Here is a 17,019-nt window from a genome sequence, read left to right as displayed (position 1 = left end):
AATAAATTCGATTAAGAGAGCATATTGACAGAAAAAATCATATAATGTTAAGATAATATTAGGTCAAATGTAGGACAACTAACAAATGATGTTTGTGAAGAGTTGTATCTAGTAACCGTCGGGAGATATGAAATGTCGAAACTTGAATCTACGTTATCGCATATTCGTCCATTGCTCGAAATACGTTGTTCTATGTATGCTCTCTAGAACTAATTGCTCTTAAAGAGCTTTTAGAAATAATATCTTAGTTTTTTCTATAATTGGTGGGGGTGAAACTATGAGTTTAATCGAGAAGGCTAAAGACTACATAGTAAGTAGAAGGTCCTTTCTCGGTGCAACAGCAACATTGGCCGTTGGAGCCGCGGTAGCGGTAACCTTGCCAGGTTGTGGGCTGCAAAAAGTGGATTCGGATAGGGTTGCGGAGCTGGCCAACAAGGAAGGAGAATGGATTACTGCTGCTTGCTGGCACAACTGCGGTGGACGCTGCTTGAATAAAGCATATGTTGTGGAAGGCGTCGTGACTCGTCAAAAGACGGATGATACCCACCCAGATAGTCCGGATTATCCGCAGCAAAGAGGATGCGCACGCGGCCGATCTCATCGAAAAATGGTTATGGGAGCAGATCGCCTTAAGTATCCAATGAAACGGAAAAATTGGGAACCCGGGGGTGGCAAAAAAGAACTACGAGGTAAGGATGAATGGGTCCGTATTTCTTGGGACGAAGCCCTAGATATCGTGGCAAGTGAAATTAAACGCATTAAGGGAAAATACGGAAGCTCAAGTATTTTCGCGCCAGTCGGTGGTTCAGGCGGTGGTTTAGAACCCCTTCGGGTACTCAATGCTTATGGAGGATGCACTGAACGCTGGGGAAGCGTTTCTTGGGGAGCATGGCCTGTCGTTTGGCAGCAAGTAACCGGAATTGCGGATACCGGAGCAGCGTCAGGAAATGATCGCTTCCGCTTGCGCGAATCTAAGCTGATTATCCTCTGGGGTGCCAATCCAGCCCAATCAAGTCAAGGGCTTCCCACCTTTAACTATTTACAAGCTAAAAAGGCGGGAGCAAAATTTATTGTTATTGATCCGCTATATTCAGAATCTGCCAGAGTCTTAGCCGATGAATGGCTGCCGATTCGACCTGCTACAGATACTACTTTGATTTTAGCTATGGCGTATCATATTTTGACGAATAACTTAATGGATCAAAAGTTCTTGGACAACTACTGTATTGGCTTTGACGCTGATCATATGCCTGAAGGAGCAGATCCTAAGAATAATTTTAAAGATTATCTATTAGGTACCTATGATGGAATCCCAAAGACACCTGAGTGGGCTTCGAAAATTTGTGGAATAAGCGCTGAGACTATTCGTAAATTCGCTCAGGAATATGCGACAACAAAACCGGCTGCTATTATTTCGGGAGGAGCTCCGGCTAGAATTAACAATGGTGAGCACTTGCCTCATGCGATGATAACTCTAGGTTTAATGGCAGGTAATATAGGAATTCCGGGTGCAGGAGTTAGCCCTAATATGCACAATTCTTCAACGAATGCCGGCCCGGCTTTGGTCAAACCCGGCAACAATGGTATCCCGGCAGTTAAGAACCCGTTGAAAAGCAGTATCAACAGCGGTGAGATGTGGGATGCAGTTCTAAAAGGCAAGTACACTGAAAGTAAAGGGAATATAAAAGATATCAATATCCAAATGATTTGGAATTGGTTTGGACATACCTTGAATCAAAGGGCTGGTGCGACGTTGGGAATAGAAGCACACCGCAAAGTTGAGTTCGCTGTTGCTCAAAACTTATTTCTAACGACGGATGCCAGATATTCTGATGTTGTTCTACCTGTTATTTCTCAGTGGGAAAGTCTTGGCGGCTTATTGACAGGGAACCGTGAAATCCTCATCCACTATCGTCAAATTATGAAGCCAATGTTTGAAGCGAAAAGTGATATATGGATTGCCACTGAATTGGCTAAACGTCTTGGAGCAGACACAAAAATCGTCAATCCGATTTCTGAAGAACAAGCACTCTACAATCAAATCGCCGGGGCAATGGTCATGAAAGCTGATGGGTCCGGTTATGAGAAGTTAGTAACCCTGACAGCGGAGGATATCAAAGAACTTGGAGCCAATGGAAAGCCTCAAACAGGCCGTATAACGTATAAGGAATTCAAAGAAAAGGGAATCTATCAAGTTCCAAGATCACTTGGAGATAAGCTGGAATTCACGAGCTTTGTTGATTTCCTTGCGGATCCTGTTGGGAAGAAATTAGCAACTCCGAGTGGAAAATTTGAAATCTACTGTGATCCTCTTGCCAAGGCCATCGAAAAAGTTGGCTTTACGACAAAATCCCCTATACCAAAGTATGAACCCTCGCGCGAAGGATTTGAGGACGGAGCGAAGAATGGTTATCCTTTCCAAGTGATTACTATTCACTATTTCAGGCGGTCCCATTCTACCTTGGACAATGTGCCCTGGCTGAGAGAAGCTTTTCCGCAAGAAGTCAGGATTAGTACGAGCGATGCTGAAAAATTAGGGATCAAAAATAATGATATCGTTAAGGTCACCAGTCGCCATGGATCAGTCATTCGCCCTGCTATGGTTACAGAACGTATCATACCGGGTGTTGTTGCACTAGGTGAGGGCGCCTGGGTAGAAATGGATGAGCAAGCCGGAGTGGATAAGGCTGGTTGTACCGGGATACTTGACGGACACATCCCCACGGGTCAAGGTCACACTGGATTCAACTCCTGTAATGTTAAGCTTGAGAAGTATGATAAACCCTTGGATCCTGATGTTAAATGGCCTCAACGAATCATTTTCTAAGGATGTGAAGAAAAATGGCACAACTCGGATTTTATTATGATATGACCGTATGTACCGGTTGTAAGGTTTGTCAAATTGCTTGCAAAGATAAAAATAATGTGGATGTTGGAGCGCTTTTCCGCAAAGTCTATAATTTTGAAGGCGGAAAATTCCCTAATCCATGGGAATATAATTTGTCTATTGCATGCAACCATTGTGCGCAACCCAAATGCGCCCCGAACTGTCCGACCGGGGCCTTATATAAACGTGAAAAAGATGGCATTGTCATGCACGACCCAAATAAATGCATCGGCTGTCGTCTCTGTACCTGGTCTTGTCCGTATGGTGCTCCTCAGTATATTGAGAAATTGGGTAAAGTGGGCAAATGTACTCTTTGTGCGGATCTTCTAGATAAGGGCGAAGAGCCGGCTTGCGTTGCAGCTTGTCAAATGAGAGCTCTTCAATTTGGCGATATTGAAGAACTTCGTAAAAAGTATGGGGCAACTGCGGACATAAAACCCCTGCCGTCTTCTAGTTTGACTCATCCATCTCTCACCATTAAAGCAAACAAAGAAGCGCTGAAGTAGAGCAATAGACTTTCTTAAAGGAATGAAAGGGGGGGCCGATTTAAAATGTTTGCTGAAGAATGGCCTTTAATGATGTTTACCCTCATCAGCCAATTGGCCATTGGTAGTTTTATCATACTTGTTTTTGTGCGTGCCTTTCTGGCAAAGCAAGATGCCCCAATGGCAATGAAATTAACGAACCCAGGTTTTAAGGCGGTGGGGGCGCTGATGGTACTGTCCTTAGTCTTTTCACTTTTCCATTTAGGCACACCTTCAGGAGCGTACCGATCTATTCTAAATTTGGGTTCCTCTTGGCTCAGCCGAGAAATTCTAACAGCGGGTGGTTTTCTGGTTTTTTGGTTTGTAAGTTACAGAAGCTATCAAAAAAACAATGCGAGTGCTCTGGGTTGGCTTACTTCATTAATCGGTTTGGCTGCTATTTTTAGCATGGTTAATATATACAGCCATTCAGTTCGCCCGGCATGGACGAATGTCAATACCTACGTTGCCTTTTATGGGGCGATGCTCGCCTTGGGAAGTTTAGGCGCCGCAGCCTTGATTGTCTATGCAGCAAAAGGAATTGAAGTTTCTTCTTCCGTTGTAGCACAACTGAAGAAAGTCAGCTTAATTGCTGGAGTTGCAGTAATTCTTCCTCTCTTATATCTGCCTCTTTATATTAATGGTCTTGCCAACGGCGATGCAGCAGCTCAAGCCTCTTCTCAGCTTCTTACCGGAAGCTACATTTTCCTTTTAGTTTTGAGAGGGCTAATATCCCTGGCTGGTGCTGGGCTTCTATTCTATGCAATTAGGCAAATAGGGAAAAAAGCAGCATTTCGGAATTTGGTTTATAGTGCACTCGTACTGATTATTATTGGAGAATTCATAGGTCGTTATGTATTCTACGGGTCAGCAGTGTCAATAATGATTGGATTAAATTAATACGACGAAAGGCCTCCAGATTTCTGGAGGCCTTTCGAAATTATATATCCTGCGTGAATAATGATGGTTTAATTATTTCCCTGAGTTCAACTCTAACTCGGATTTTGTAAGCGCAGGAATGGAGTCTTTTCTGGAGCTGGTTCTGACATAGACCAACCAATAGACGCCGGCCACAAAGACAGCCCCACCGACGATGTTTCCAAGAGTTACCGGAATTAAGTTGCCAGTGATAAAGGTTTCCCAATTAAGAGCCGCGAGAGTTTTAGGATCAAGATGAGAAGCAGCAACCCAATTAGGGTTTGCCTTGCTTAAGATTCCCGCTGGAATATAGTACATATTTGCTATACTGTGTTCAAAGCCTGAGGTGATAAAAAGCCAAATCGGAAAGAAGATGGCAAACATTTTGCCTACCATGTCTTTTGCACCATAGGCCATCCAAACTGCTAAGCAAACTAACCAATTGCACATAATCCCTAAATAGAAAGCAGACATAAAAGGTAATCCTACTTTATAGGAGGCAATTTTTATGGTTATGCCGCCTAAAACATTAGAGCCACTGTTAAATAATCCGGATTGAACCATAAGATATGCTATAAATACTGAACCAATAAAATTACCTGCATAAACGAATACCCAGTTTTTTATCATCTCTTTGAACTTAATCTTGCCTTCAAAAACTCCAGCTGAGATCATGGTATTACCGGTAAATAATTCTCCCCCGGCCAAGATTACCAGCATAAGTCCAGTTCCGAAGACAGCTCCGGCAAGAACCTTTCCAAGACCATAAGTTTCAGGCTTGGCGAATAAATTAAAGGCTGCCATATTTGAGCCTTCTGCTGCGAAGGCTATGAACGCTCCTGCTAAAATCCCTAAGAGTATTTGTTTTGGTATGGGCAGAGCTACCTTTTTTATTCCTGTCTGGATTGTTGATTCGGCAATTTCTGCGGGTGTTAGAAATCCTTTTGTCTCCAAATTGACCACTCCTAACTTTTTAATATTACCTAATGATCTGACAACTTATAGACGATTTCCTGTATGTTCAGATAACTAGATGGGTTATTTTCAGTTTAGATAGTATTATCTGAATTGTCTCTGTTTTGAAAATTAAAAAGATTTTTTATAAATATTGTGAGTAAAGAAAATGATAAAAGCAATTAAGTAAATATTGAAAAAGCTGCTTTACAAAAAGATATGCCCCTCTAATGGCAGAAAGGATAATGATAAAAAACCTTCTGCATAGGAGAGCATATCTTTTTATTCCATCCTTTATAATGTTATACTCTTTTATAAAGGGATAAAGAGTTTGAGAGGACGGCCAACTGTGCCGTATTTCTGATCAGATCTTAAGACACCGCACTGTTCAAGAAATTCAAGGTAGCGACGGACTGTAACTCTTGTCAATTTAACCCCTTCTGCTACTTCCTCAGCTGAAATAGGGCGGCTAATTGTTTGTACAAACTTAAGAATATGATCCAGTGTTGCTTGATTCAATCCCTTTGGTAAACTTTCTCCTTTAAAGCGTCCTGTAGATATATAATTCGCCAGAGGAGATTCCAAGGTATCAAAATCGTCATTATCATTACTAGTGTTACTGTCGTTGGGGGTTAGATTGCATACCATATCGTCAGGACCTTCAGCCGAGTTATGGTTTGCATCAGCACTATCAGTTGGAAGATTAGTTTCAAAGTCGCAAGTAGTTTTGTTAATTTCTGAAGTCAGGGATTGGATTTGTTCCACCATCTGATTAAAAGCATTCTCAAGTTCTTTAATCTCCTTGGAACCAGAAATTTTAATTTTTTGGGTGAGATGTCCAGTTGCAATGTCCCTGGTTCCTAGCATAATATTGTGCAAAGGATAAATGATAAATTTCTGCAGAAAGAACCAAGTAATCAGAGCCACTATAAAAGTCAAAGATAATCCTAAGATTCCTAGGATAATTAATGATCCATTAATAGCTCGCTGGTCATAGGCATGTGAAATTCCTACATAGAACATGCCTATAATATTACCGCTTTCTGAGCGTAAGGGAACATAACCGGTTTCATACCATTGACCAACAACGTTAGCCTTTCCTACAAAAGTCTGTCCGTTTTGTAAAACTGTCTGTGCTACGCTGGCAGAGACCTTGGTTCCAATAGCTCGTTCATCGCTGGAACCGCGAACTGTTGTAGCCACTCTTGTATCACCTAAAAATATTGTAACTGTGTCCCCGGTTAATGAGGATAAATGATCGACGAAATTATTATTAAGGCTGATTTTTGCGGTTCCTTTGTAAAGTTCCCCATTTTGCTCGTACCAAGGGCCAGGATATGTCTTATCAATAATTTCTTTACAAGTTGCCAAATCAGCTTGAGCTTTTATGAAAGCGGCATCTTCAGCGCGATCTTTCATAAACCAACCGAAACTGACGATAAAGCAAGTGGCAAGCAATACGAGTGAACCTAGAAGAAGTATCAGGATTTGCTGTTTAAGTGAACGCATATATTCAGCCTCTTTCCTTTCTATATTAGGCAGAGAGAGTAGGTAAAATAATATATGTTCGCCGAACAAGGTTAGAAAACCTTTAAATTATTTTTGAGAAGTATACGAATTCTGACAACAAAGGAGAGTAACTATGAACCAAATTAAACCAGTTAGCATTCCTGATTTATCATCACGGCCCTTCAATCTTACCGTGGAGCGAACAATGCCGTTCTCCCCTAAAGTATTATACAAAGCTTGGACCGAACAATTTGATCTCTGGTTCGCAATGCCGGGATCAGTTTTAATGAAAGCAGAAGTCAACTCTCTTTTCTTTTTTGAAACATCCTTCGATGGAAAACGTCATCCTCACTACGGTCGTTTTCTGAGACTTGAGCCTGACCGTTTGGTTGAACTTACTTGGTTAACTGGTGAGGGCGGAACTAGAGGAGCCGAGACGGTTGTCACGGTAGAATTGAAACATAGTGACGGCGAAACTTTGTTACGACTAACTCACGCCGGATTCCCGGACAACGAGTCTAGAAATGGGCACGAGCAAGCATGGCCCCTGGTTCTTGCACAACTGGAAGATCGGTTAGCAGAGACATCCCAAATTCTAAAGTGAAATGAACTTGTAGGGTAAGACACAAAAATAAGAATGAGCTATAATAGAGACATGGAAAAAAGGAGAGAAGAGCGATGAATCAACAACGAATCAATCGTATTACGGAGAATATGAAAAAAGCAGGGCTTACGCAGATCCTAGTGTCTTCTACCGCTTCGCTGTATTACCTAACGGGTTTTTGGATCGAGCCTCATGAGCGCATGATTGCCCTGTATCTTGATGTTTCAGGCAGAGCTATTCTGTTTGGAAATGAAATTTTCGGGCTTAAAAGTATGCCTGAGTTGCCTCTGATTTGCCATCAGGACAGCGATAATCCTGTCAAGAGTTTAGCAGAGGCTGTCAAACCGGGAAAACTGGGGATTGATAAGTTTTGGTGCAGCAAGTTCCTGATCGAACTGATGGAACTAAGAAATGACATTGTGCCTGTTCAGGGTTCTGCACCTGTAGATCTGGCGAGAAAGATGAAAGATGATACTGAAATTACGCTTATGCGCAACAATTCCCGAATCAATGATCAGGTTGTCGGATCGGTTATCGCCATGCTCAAAGAAGGCGTGACAGAGAATTATCTTGCCTCTCAAGTAAATCAGCATTTTATTCAAAGGGGTGCCGATTGTGAGGGTACACAGATTGTTTGCTTTGGTGCAAATTGCTCAGACCCTCATCACTGCGGCGATGGTACAGCTCTTAAGGCAGGTGACAGCATAATTCTTGATATTTTCACCCCCATAAATCGTTATTGGTGCGATATGACTAGAACAGTTTTTTACAAAACCGTCTCCGACAAGCAGCGCCAGGTTTATGATCTTGTGAAGCTTGCCAACGAAACGGCTATTTCCAGAATAAAACCGGGCGTATTACTTTCTGAAATAGATAAAGCGGCAAGGGATATTATTACGCTGGGTGGGTATGGCGAGTACTTTACCCACCGCTTGGGTCATGGAATCGGACTCGAATGTCACGAGCCTCCTGATGTAAGCCTTGCCTCGGATATTCCGCTTGAAGTTGGCATGATCTTTTCGGTTGAACCTGGAATTTATCTGCCCGGGGAATTTGGGGTGAGAATTGAAGACTTAGTGATGGTCACTGAGGGTGGCTGCGAGGTCCTCAATCAGTATCCTAAGGAACTGCAAGTGATAGACTGATCAAAGAAAGACCTTCGTTTGTTAATTTCAATCCAATAATTACGGGTGTATGGATATAAAACCTATAAACTCAAGCTCTATTTGGGCTTGAGTTTTTTTACGCCTAACTTCTGATTAAATTAAACTCTCATTTATCCATTATATAACCACCGCGTCAGCGGTTTAATTCAATTCTAATTAGCAGCATAATGCAGTTTTATAAATCAAGAAATCATTTTTGGGATATCTTAAAAAATATATTATGTGGAATTGGGTTACTATATAGAGACAAAATATAATGGGAGGCATAAATTATGGACAAAAAGTTACCTAAAGATGCATATGGTGGCGTAACCGGCAAAGATTATATACCATATATCTCTAGTAGTTCAAAATCAGGAGGAAATGTTGCAGTATTAATAATTGGCGTTGTTTTGGCTGCTTTGTTTGCAGCGTCTACTGCCTATTCAGGTATGAAATCAGGTCTTACTGTTGCCGCTGGTATACCTGGCTCTATACTTGGCTCTGTACTTGTAGCTGCATTTGCTAAACATAAAGGCATTCTTGGAAAAAACCTAATTCAAGGTATGTCCAGTGGTGGAGAATCAATTGCCAGTGGTATGATATTCGTTTTACCAGCAATTCTTTTAATAGGTTCAAAAGTTTCTTTTTTAGAAAGCTTTGCTGTTGGTGTAGGTGGGGTTTTGTTCGGTATAGCAATAGCTTCCCTTGTTTATAATTTCCTAATAATAGAAGAACATGGCAAATTAATGTATCCTGAGTCTATGGCTATATCTGAAACACTTGTTGCTTCAGAAGGCGCTGGAGAATCTCTTAAGTACATGGGAATCGGGTTCGGAATAAGTGGCATTATAACTGTTTTAACTAGTTCATTTTTAAATGTCGCTAACAACGTTATAAGCTATATAAACGAATCTACCTACAAGTGGAGATTTCAAGTTGAAGTTAATCCTTTATTATTAGGTATAGGGTTCATAGTTGGTTTAGAGGTTTCCTTAACTATGTTTGTTGGTTCAATATTAGCTAACTTCGGTATTCTGTCGTTAATAGGTTACTTCTCAGCTCTTGCCAAAGATGGTATCGCCGTATGGAATAATCCTGGTGTTGCTATAAACGCTATGAAAGTTAATACAATTGCTGGAAGTTATGTAAAATATATTGGCGCTGGTATGATGCTTTCTGGTGGATTAATAGGTGCAATAAAGCTTATACCTACTATAGTATCTTCTATTAAAGAAACTCTCAATGCTAAGTCTTCAAATAGTGATGATAGATCATCAGCTACAAACTTGTTATTACTTTGTGGAATAGTAATAGGTTTTGTTGCAGGCTTCCTGGTATCTGGCGGTAATATATTTATGGCAATAGCTGCTTCTATTTTATCATTATTCTTATCGTTACTATTTGTTATTGTTTCTGGTCGTTTAACTGGTACTATAGGAACTTCAAACCTTCCTGTATCTGGTATGACTATAGCTTCGTTAGTTCTTGTAACATTATTATTTGTAGCAATGGGATGGATAAGTCCTGAAAACAACAGGTCTTTACTTCTATTTGGTACATTTATAGTTACTGCTATAGCTACAGCTGGTGGTTACTGTCAATCACAAAAAGTTGCTTTCATAATTGGCGGAGACAGAAACGAAATGCAAAAACACTTTGCTATAGCAGGTATAGTTGGTGTTGCAGTAGTCACTGGGACTATATTATTGCTTGCCGATCAACTTGCAATGACCGGTGAAAACGTTCCATTTGCATTACCGCAAGCTAACTTAATGGCAACCTTAACTGCTGGTATAATCTCCGGTAAATTGCCTTGGGTTATGATAATTGTTGGTACTGTTATGGGAATTGTTTTATTCCTCCTAAACCTTCCCGTAATGACAGTTGCTATAGGATTCTACTTACCAATATCTACAACTTCTATAATATTGATAGGTGCGTTAATTCGTTTGCTCGTAGAAAGAACTTCCAAATCTGAAAAAGATAAAGAAGTTAAAGTTTCGAATGGTATTGGTTTATCTTCAGGGCTTGTTGCTGGTGGCTCTATAATAGGACTTGTCGGTATAATACTTCAAGTATTAAGTGTTATAAAAGTAGGTGAGCCAAGTGGCTTTGCTGCTTCTAACGGAATGGCATTTCTGATATTAGTGGTTCTAGTAATAGCTACCATAATCCCTATAGTAAACAGTAAGGTGAAAGATGCTAAGTAAACGAAAAGTTTTAAATAATAGTTAAGCTATGTTAATAATAAGTTGTTGACAGGCATCCCTAGTTAATTTAAACCAGGGATGCCTGTCGCACCCCCTTACGAGGTTGGACACTTTTAAAATTCTTCTGTACTTAATTCAAAGCCTTCTAGGATTGCAGGGTCGTCAATCTCAATTAGCAGGTATTGTCGCCCATTCTTCTTGACTTGTTTAATGCGTTTTAGCTCCTCATGTCGAATCCTAATTTGTGCGACGCTGCATTTGATTTCAATCACTTTACTGCTTGGTAGCAGGTTGGTTGCCTTAAATTCATAATTCGCCTTTTCGGTATTTTCTAAAAATGCACTTTCTAGTTTACGTGTATCTTCAATCCCGCTTTTAACAAGAATTTGTTCAATGGCTTTGACTCCAAGGGTCGGAATCTCACTGTCTTCATTTGCATCAATGATGTATTCACTTATCTGTTCATAAACATTGGCAATTACTTCAGGTTCAACCTGATCTCCGGTGACATCCTTGATAATCGTTAAAAACCGTTCTTTATCATCTTGAGCTGTTGGAATCACTTCGCAATTTAGAACATGGTGAATGAAAGCTTCATTGGGTTGATTATCTTTCTTGGTATAATAAATGACCTTATTGGAATCGGCATACCCCTCACTCATGGAAGGGAACACAAACCCCTCTTCGGGTGATAAGGCATTAATATAGACATTCATCGGAATATCAACTCTAAAGTTCTTCTCCTCAAAGTCAAACATTAACGCCCGTTTCGGGATAGCCACCAAATTGACAGTACCCATTACAAATTCAAAAACATTCACCACATCATTTTTTGCCACATCGTCTTGGTCCACTTCATTTTTTGCAGGAATCCAAAACTCCCCACGGGTAAATGAAATCATATAATCCGATTCGTAAGACTCACTGTGACCCGTGATTTTTTGCACAATGTACCCAATCTGCTCTTTAAAATCCGAGTGCAGGGCGTTAAACAGCACCTTTTGCTCTGGATTTTCACCGAGTTTGTTGTCCGCAAAACTCAGTTCAAAAATCTTACTGTCCAGTTGACCTGTAATGAGCTTTTTAAACCCTTTCAGGTAAAACTCCTGTTTTAATTCGTCCATTTGCTCGAAGTATTCAGTCTCTACTCCAAGAATTTGAGCACTGTCTTTTTGGATATAAACGCTGCAAATTTCCTTTAATTTAAGTCCGTCATTGCCTGCCCTAAATTCTTTTCTTAGCTTGGCGAGATCATTTTTATCCATTCTATATCCCCTTAGCTTTATATAAATTTTCTCAACGTCTTAGATATTAACATAGTTAGATAGGACAATAAAAGACTGCAAAAATAATCATTGCTCAAATATGACATTTTAGGCGGTTGGGCAGTTAATTGACCTGAAATTTTTGATATAATTGTTAAAGGTGCTTATAGGGCTAATTTTTCGAGCGCTCTGAAAAACTTGCAAGGGGTATGGTGTATGAATAGTAAAGAGAAGTTTTCTAATAAGGTTTCCGACTACGTAAAATATCGACCGTCATATCCCAAAGAGCTCATAGATTATCTTATAAATCAAGTTGGGTTTTCTCAAAATACCGTTATTGCCGATATTGGAGCTGGAACAGGCAAATTAACCAAATTACTTGCTGATAATGTGAAATTTGTATATGCTGTGGAGCCAAACGATAATATGCGTTCTGCTTGTAACGCTTATTGTAAAGAGTACAATAATGTTGCTGCCATCGATGGGAGTGCAGAGGACACCGGCTTGCACAATCATTCAATAGATTTTGTTACTGTGGCCCAGGCTTTCCATTGGTTTGACAGAAATAAATCGAGAATAGAGTTTCAGCGGATACTTAAACCAAAGGGAAAAGTAGTTCTTGTCTGGAACAGTAAAGTAACAGAGAATGCTTTAATTAAAGAAAATGACGAATTCTTTAGACGAGTCTGTCCTGATTTTAAAGGTTTTTCAGGTGGGATTAATATTGCCCCCCAAGCATTCGCCGATTTCTTTAAACATGGTCTGTGTGAACATAGATTATTTGGAAATGATAGCCTATTGAAGTTAGAAGAGTACGTTGGAGGCAGTTTATCTTCCTCATATGCTCCATCTGAAAGTGATGAAAATTACGAAGAGTTCATCGCTGGTTTGAAGAGACTTTTTGAAAAATATAGCAGTAACGGTAAAATCCTGTTGCCTAATAAGACCCATGTTTATATTGGGGAGATTTAAACTTGGTCAGGATTTACTAAATTGACTAGTATCTTTTGTGGTCGGTATACGTATTGACATTATGAGCTGGAAGCTATAAATTAGGAAGTAAATTATGTGCATATACACCTAACATTTTATGCTCAAACGAGGGAGGTGATAATATCATGAGGCGGATGAATTGTAAGCCAAAATCTCTTAGCCCATGTCACTGTTTGAATATCAGGCGTGCTTCTCGGGTGGTGACTCAATTTTATGAAAAGGTTTTAGAACCGAGTGGACTAAAAGTTACCCAATATTCCTTGTTGCGAAATCTCGAATCGGTGGAACCTATTAGTATGAGTGTGCTGGCAAAAATTATGCGTATCGATCGGACTACTTTAAACCGCAATATGAAGCCACTTCTGAATGCCGGACTGATCACCGTAAATTCTGGTGAGGATTCACGCTCCAGACAAGTGACTCTCACCAATGCAGGTCAAGAAGCGCTGACCATGGCCTTGACGTTATGGAATGAAGCACAAGTGTCATTAGAAGGATATTTAGGAAAGGCGGAATTAGATAGTTTCGAACTATCACTTTCCAAATTAGAGGCACTGGTTTAGAAGGGCTTTAGAATAGTCGGGAAAATTTTTTCAATCCGTATGTGCATATACACATAAAAATACTTTAAGAAATTAGAAATTTCAACCCTCTGCAGAAAAGTAGAGGGTAAGACAGTAGGACTGTAAGTGGTTATGGTTGTCATGGATATGCTCCGATAATGAGCAAAACGAAAGTGAGAAGAAATTAGCATGTCATTAACTACACAAATTAAAGAATTTGCCCTAGATATTGGCTATAGCAAAGTAGGGATTATTCCTGCCGATAGTTTTCCTGAATACATGGCTGATTTAACTAAGAGACAAGAGATGTATTCTTTTTATATCAAAAGTCCGTCTCGGCCACTCGTTGCAGCAGAACCACGTTCGCTGATGCCTACGGCTAAATCTATCATTACGACTGTCTATGACTATGCACAGAAAAACTTCCCTCAGGAACTGATTGGTAAAATTGGTCGTATCTATCAAGCAAGGTGTTATAATGCACCGCCTGAACGTATCAATGGTGCCAGGCCGGAATTAATGAAAAATTTTCTGCGCAAAATGGGTTGTCAAGTGGGAGAGAAGATTAGCTTGCCTGAACGATTGGTGGCGGCGAAAGCAGGCATCGTAACTTATGGAAGAAATAATTTCGCTTACGCTGAAGGAATGGGGTCCTTTATCTATCTTACGTCCTTCGTAGTTGACAAGGAGCTTGAATACGACAAACCTACCGTCGAGATCGGTTGCCCTGAAGGATGCTCTGCCTGCATGAAAGCTTGTCCGACTCAAGCTATTTATGAACCGCTAAAATTGGACCCTCGACGTTGTATAGCATTTAACACATTTATGACCCAAGAGCGCATAGCGGGCAGTCATATTGACCCTGAAATCCGTACTAAAATGGGGACTAAGGTTCATGGCTGTGATATTTGCCAAGAGGTGTGTCCCCGCAATCAAGCTAAGTTAAAAGCAAATCGATCGGATGATGAGTTTTTAGTGAAAGTAGCTAGGGATTTTAGTCTCACTCAAATGCTCAATCCCACGGATGAGTTTTACTCCACAAGAATACAACCACTGATGTACAATTACCTTAGAGAGAAGAAATACTTCCAGCGGAATGCAGCCATTGCTCTTGGCAATTTAGGAGATCCAGCGAATGTTCCTGATTTGGTCATCGCTCTGGATGATCCGGAAGAATTAGTACGCAGCTACGCTGCTTGGGCATTAGGGAAAATCGGCGGCAGAGGAGCTAAACAAATTCTTGAAGAAAAATTTAAAGGAGAAACATCTGAATCTGTCAAACTAGAGATACAAGAAGCATTAGTGGGAATGGGATAAAGGTAAGTAAAGTTAAGTCAGGCTATTCTGGGTTAGCCTAGAATAACCTTAATAGATCCGTTCAGTGGATATGTACCGACTCAAAAGGGAATGGGGGAGTATAAGGTGGAAACGAATTATCGAATTGCTTATGATAAATACTGGCAAGACTTAAAGAAAAAAGTGCCGGAAGAGATTGCGGCTCAGCGTGCTGTAACTTACTTCAGCAATACTCGTCAATTCATTGTGACCTTTTTCAACTCCGAGTACATCTTGGATTGCGATACTGAGACGATATCGCGGAAAAGAGACGGACACATTCCGGAAATTACGACATCCATAATCATGCTTAATTATTTAACTTACGCAAAGGCGCCACAAGAGACTGCTAAAAAATGGGTTAGTCTTAAAGAGTTACCCAATGGCGGAATGTTATTTTATCCTGCATTTTATAAAAACTCGATTCTAAGTCTCATCAAAGCATTTGGACATCAATCCCAGCAATTATTGCCTTGCGCAGCAGCTTTGAGCGGAGTACCGGCATCATTTGGCGATGCATCCGTTGCCTTCCAAGCCTTTCCCGAGATTTTTTTGTGTGTGATTATCTGGGAAGGAGATGAAGATGTTCGCGCTAATGCTACGATCCTGTACGAGCCATGCATTGAACATTTTTTGCATATTGAAAGCACTATCGGTCTCGGAATGTATTTGGCTGAAAAGTTAAAGCGGCAGGCACTTTCATCTTGAATGTTTCAATTTTCGTGGTAAATCCTCCATATATTTATGACTCTCTTGATCAGTTATTAGCCCTCCCATAGTTATGAGAAATACTCTTTCATGGGGTATGAGTTGAAAATTATACATCTGATCGTCTCCTTTGCGTTTAAATGATTTGTTTTAATCATAAATGAGACAACTGAAATACACCTTAAGGTAAGCTGAAATATACCTTAAGGAGAACTGAAAAATGATTGAAATTAAGATTGATTTTTCTATACGTTCAAGTTCTCGGTTGCTTTGAATAATTGAGAGCGATTTCTCATGCTTTGCTGGCAAACAGCAGCATGAATCCTTTTATAAGAAGATTGATCGTGTTTAGAGAATGTCCTATAGTAAGCTTATAGAATGATATTTAAGAATTTTAAGGAGGTACCCTCAATCAATATAGTAATACTTGGCGCAACCGGCAGGGTGGGTGGTCATGTTCTTAAGAATGTTTTGCAAGGCGAGCATAATGTCACTGCGTTAGTACGTCAGCCTCTTAAAATAATTCCTGATCAACGTCTAACGTTAATTAATGGCAATGTCTTAAATAAAGAAGACATCGCTAAAGCTTTATCCGGCATTCAGGTTGTAATAAGTGCTCTAAGTACTGACGGAACGACGACCTTATCTGATAGTATGCACCTCATTCTTGAAGAAATGAAAAAGCAGATGATCAAACGGATTATAACTGTTGGCACCTCAGGTATTTTACAAAGCCAAATTGATCCTGGTTTATTGCGTTATCAATCGAAAGAGTCAAAGCGAAAATCAACAGGGGCTGCTGAAGAACACCATAAAGTGTTTCGCTTATTAAGCGAGTCAAATGTTCAGTGGACAATCATTTGTCCCCCTAAACTAACAAACGGAATTTTCACAGGATGTTATAGAATAAAACGTGACATTTTACCTCAGGATGGAAAGGCCATTTCTATTTCAGATGTTGCTGATGCAGTTTGTAAACAGATTTTATGTACAGACCATTTGAAAACGCGAATTGGTATCGCTTATTAGTTGGCTAAACGGTTTGAGGTATCCGTAAGAACGATATAGCGGGATATCGATACACTTTCACCAGCTGGAATACCTATTTATGCAAGTCAAGGAAAGGGCGGCGGCATAGCCTTATTAGATGATTATATACTCAATAAATCTGTTCTTTCGGAAATTGAACAAAATGAACTATTGTTTGCCTTGCAAAGCTTAACCGTAACCTAAAATCCGGAGACAGACAAAGTACTTTTAAAATTAAAACCTGCCTATCTTTACGGCAGGTTTTAATTTTTGAAGAAGAAGAATTCCCACGTTAAGACAGTGCTAATTTTGAAAACTGTCATAAATATAATGAAAAGTCTCTCATGTGTCGGGTTGCATACATAGTAATGG

General features: G+C 40.2%; 14 protein-coding genes and 1 pseudogene. 12 read left to right on the top strand and 3 right to left on the bottom strand.

Going from position 1 to position 17,019, the window contains the following annotated elements; genetic code table 11:
• Positions 1 to 277: 277 nt before the first annotated feature.
• The 3 genes from VZF35_RS00860 to VZF35_RS00850 are packed head-to-tail and all read left to right on the top strand — an operon-like array spanning position 278 to position 4,311.
• Positions 278 to 2,827, top strand: coding sequence for a molybdopterin-dependent oxidoreductase (locus tag VZF35_RS00860; protein ID WP_407310107.1), 2,550 nt, complete (start codon positions 278 to 280; stop codon positions 2,825 to 2,827).
• Positions 2,828 to 2,841: 14 nt separating this feature from the next.
• Positions 2,842 to 3,393: a DMSO/selenate family reductase complex B subunit gene (locus VZF35_RS00855; RefSeq protein WP_407310105.1), complete on the top strand. Its 552-nt coding sequence runs from the start codon at positions 2,842 to 2,844 to the stop codon at positions 3,391 to 3,393.
• 45 nt (positions 3,394 to 3,438) lie between these two features.
• Positions 3,439 to 4,311, top strand: coding sequence for a dimethyl sulfoxide reductase anchor subunit family protein (locus tag VZF35_RS00850; protein WP_407310103.1), 873 nt, complete (start codon positions 3,439 to 3,441; stop codon positions 4,309 to 4,311).
• Between the two features lie 72 nt (positions 4,312 to 4,383).
• Here VZF35_RS00850 and VZF35_RS00845 read toward each other — a convergent pair whose 3' ends face one another.
• Together VZF35_RS00845 and VZF35_RS00840 are read right to left on the bottom strand one after the other, a co-directional pair.
• Positions 4,384 to 5,283 (bottom strand): formate/nitrite transporter family protein, encoded by a 900-nt coding sequence (locus VZF35_RS00845; protein ID WP_407310101.1) that lies wholly within the window; start codon positions 5,281 to 5,283, stop codon positions 4,384 to 4,386.
• 312 nt (positions 5,284 to 5,595) lie between these two features.
• Complete coding sequence (locus tag VZF35_RS00840; RefSeq protein ID WP_407314860.1) at positions 5,596 to 6,792, bottom strand: cache domain-containing protein; 1,197 nt, start codon at positions 6,790 to 6,792, stop codon at positions 5,596 to 5,598.
• 133 nt (positions 6,793 to 6,925) lie between these two features.
• On the opposite strand from VZF35_RS00840, the gene VZF35_RS00835 reads away from it, so the two are divergent.
• The 3 genes from VZF35_RS00835 to VZF35_RS00825 all read left to right on the top strand — a co-directional run bounded on the left by VZF35_RS00835 (position 6,926) and on the right by VZF35_RS00825 (position 10,754).
• Positions 6,926 to 7,396 carry an SRPBCC family protein gene (locus VZF35_RS00835; protein ID WP_407310099.1) on the top strand — a complete coding sequence of 157 codons (471 nt, stop codon included), beginning with the start codon at positions 6,926 to 6,928 and terminating at the stop codon, positions 7,394 to 7,396.
• 74 nt (positions 7,397 to 7,470) lie between these two features.
• Positions 7,471 to 8,541 carry a M24 family metallopeptidase gene (locus VZF35_RS00830; RefSeq protein ID WP_407310097.1) on the top strand — a complete coding sequence of 357 codons (1,071 nt, stop codon included), beginning with the start codon at positions 7,471 to 7,473 and terminating at the stop codon, positions 8,539 to 8,541.
• Between the two features lie 293 nt (positions 8,542 to 8,834).
• Positions 8,835 to 10,754 (top strand): OPT family oligopeptide transporter, encoded by a 1,920-nt coding sequence (locus VZF35_RS00825; RefSeq protein ID WP_407310095.1) that lies wholly within the window; start codon positions 8,835 to 8,837, stop codon positions 10,752 to 10,754.
• A 113-nt stretch (positions 10,755 to 10,867) separates the two neighbouring features.
• Here VZF35_RS00825 and VZF35_RS00820 read toward each other — a convergent pair whose 3' ends face one another.
• Positions 10,868 to 12,019: a DUF4317 family protein gene (locus tag VZF35_RS00820; protein WP_407310093.1), complete on the bottom strand. Its 1,152-nt coding sequence runs from the start codon at positions 12,017 to 12,019 to the stop codon at positions 10,868 to 10,870.
• Positions 12,020 to 12,235: 216 nt separating this feature from the next.
• Here VZF35_RS00820 and VZF35_RS00815 point away from each other — a divergent pair, with 216 nt between their 5' ends.
• The 6 genes and pseudogenes from VZF35_RS00815 to VZF35_RS00790 all read left to right on the top strand — a co-directional run.
• Positions 12,236 to 12,991, top strand: a complete 756-nt coding sequence (locus VZF35_RS00815; protein ID WP_407310091.1) for a class I SAM-dependent methyltransferase — start codon at positions 12,236 to 12,238, stop codon at positions 12,989 to 12,991.
• Between the two features lie 194 nt (positions 12,992 to 13,185).
• Complete coding sequence (locus VZF35_RS00810) at positions 13,186 to 13,575, top strand: MarR family winged helix-turn-helix transcriptional regulator (protein ID WP_407310089.1); 390 nt, start codon at positions 13,186 to 13,188, stop codon at positions 13,573 to 13,575.
• Positions 13,576 to 13,764: 189 nt separating this feature from the next.
• Entirely contained in the window at positions 13,765 to 14,892 is a 1,128-nt protein-coding gene (locus VZF35_RS00805) for an epoxyqueuosine reductase (RefSeq protein ID WP_407310087.1), read from the top strand.
• Positions 14,893 to 14,997: 105 nt separating this feature from the next.
• A complete protein-coding gene (locus VZF35_RS00800; protein WP_407310085.1) occupies positions 14,998 to 15,618 on the top strand; it encodes a DUF3786 domain-containing protein in 621 nt (206 codons plus the stop codon).
• A 378-nt stretch (positions 15,619 to 15,996) separates the two neighbouring features.
• Positions 15,997 to 16,647, top strand: coding sequence for an NAD(P)-dependent oxidoreductase (locus tag VZF35_RS00795; protein WP_407310083.1), 651 nt, complete (start codon positions 15,997 to 15,999; stop codon positions 16,645 to 16,647).
• Positions 16,648 to 16,845, top strand: a pseudogene (locus tag VZF35_RS00790) (helix-turn-helix transcriptional regulator); the annotation flags it as partial.
• Positions 16,846 to 17,019 lie beyond the last annotated feature (174 nt).

The organism is Desulfosporosinus paludis (genome assembly GCF_045689965.1).
Taxonomy (GTDB): Bacteria; Bacillota; Desulfitobacteriia; order Desulfitobacteriales; family Desulfitobacteriaceae; genus Desulfosporosinus; species Desulfosporosinus paludis.
The sequence above is the reverse complement of the archived record's forward strand: the minus strand, read 5'-3'. Positions and strand labels throughout refer to the sequence as shown.

What these genes read in the sequence shown, in the direction of transcription:
- VZF35_RS00855 (WP_407310105.1), top strand. Translation starts at nt 2,842, where the DNA reads ATGGCACAACTCGGATTTTATTATGATATGACCGTATGTACCGGTTGT.
- VZF35_RS00805 (WP_407310087.1), top strand. Translation starts at nt 13,765, where the DNA reads ATGTCATTAACTACACAAATTAAAGAATTTGCCCTAGATATTGGCTAT.
- VZF35_RS00835 (WP_407310099.1), top strand. Translation starts at nt 6,926, where the DNA reads ATGAACCAAATTAAACCAGTTAGCATTCCTGATTTATCATCACGGCCC.
- VZF35_RS00825 (WP_407310095.1), top strand. Translation starts at nt 8,835, where the DNA reads ATGGACAAAAAGTTACCTAAAGATGCATATGGTGGCGTAACCGGCAAA.
- VZF35_RS00840 (WP_407314860.1), bottom strand. Translation starts at nt 6,792, where the DNA reads ATGCGTTCACTTAAACAGCAAATCCTGATACTTCTTCTAGGTTCACTC.
- VZF35_RS00795 (WP_407310083.1), top strand. Translation starts at nt 15,997, where the DNA reads ATGATATTTAAGAATTTTAAGGAGGTACCCTCAATCAATATAGTAATA.
- VZF35_RS00815 (WP_407310091.1), top strand. Translation starts at nt 12,236, where the DNA reads ATGAATAGTAAAGAGAAGTTTTCTAATAAGGTTTCCGACTACGTAAAA.
- VZF35_RS00860 (WP_407310107.1), top strand. Translation starts at nt 278, where the DNA reads ATGAGTTTAATCGAGAAGGCTAAAGACTACATAGTAAGTAGAAGGTCC.
- VZF35_RS00830 (WP_407310097.1), top strand. Translation starts at nt 7,471, where the DNA reads ATGAATCAACAACGAATCAATCGTATTACGGAGAATATGAAAAAAGCA.
- VZF35_RS00820 (WP_407310093.1), bottom strand. Translation starts at nt 12,019, where the DNA reads ATGGATAAAAATGATCTCGCCAAGCTAAGAAAAGAATTTAGGGCAGGC.
- VZF35_RS00850 (WP_407310103.1), top strand. Translation starts at nt 3,439, where the DNA reads ATGTTTGCTGAAGAATGGCCTTTAATGATGTTTACCCTCATCAGCCAA.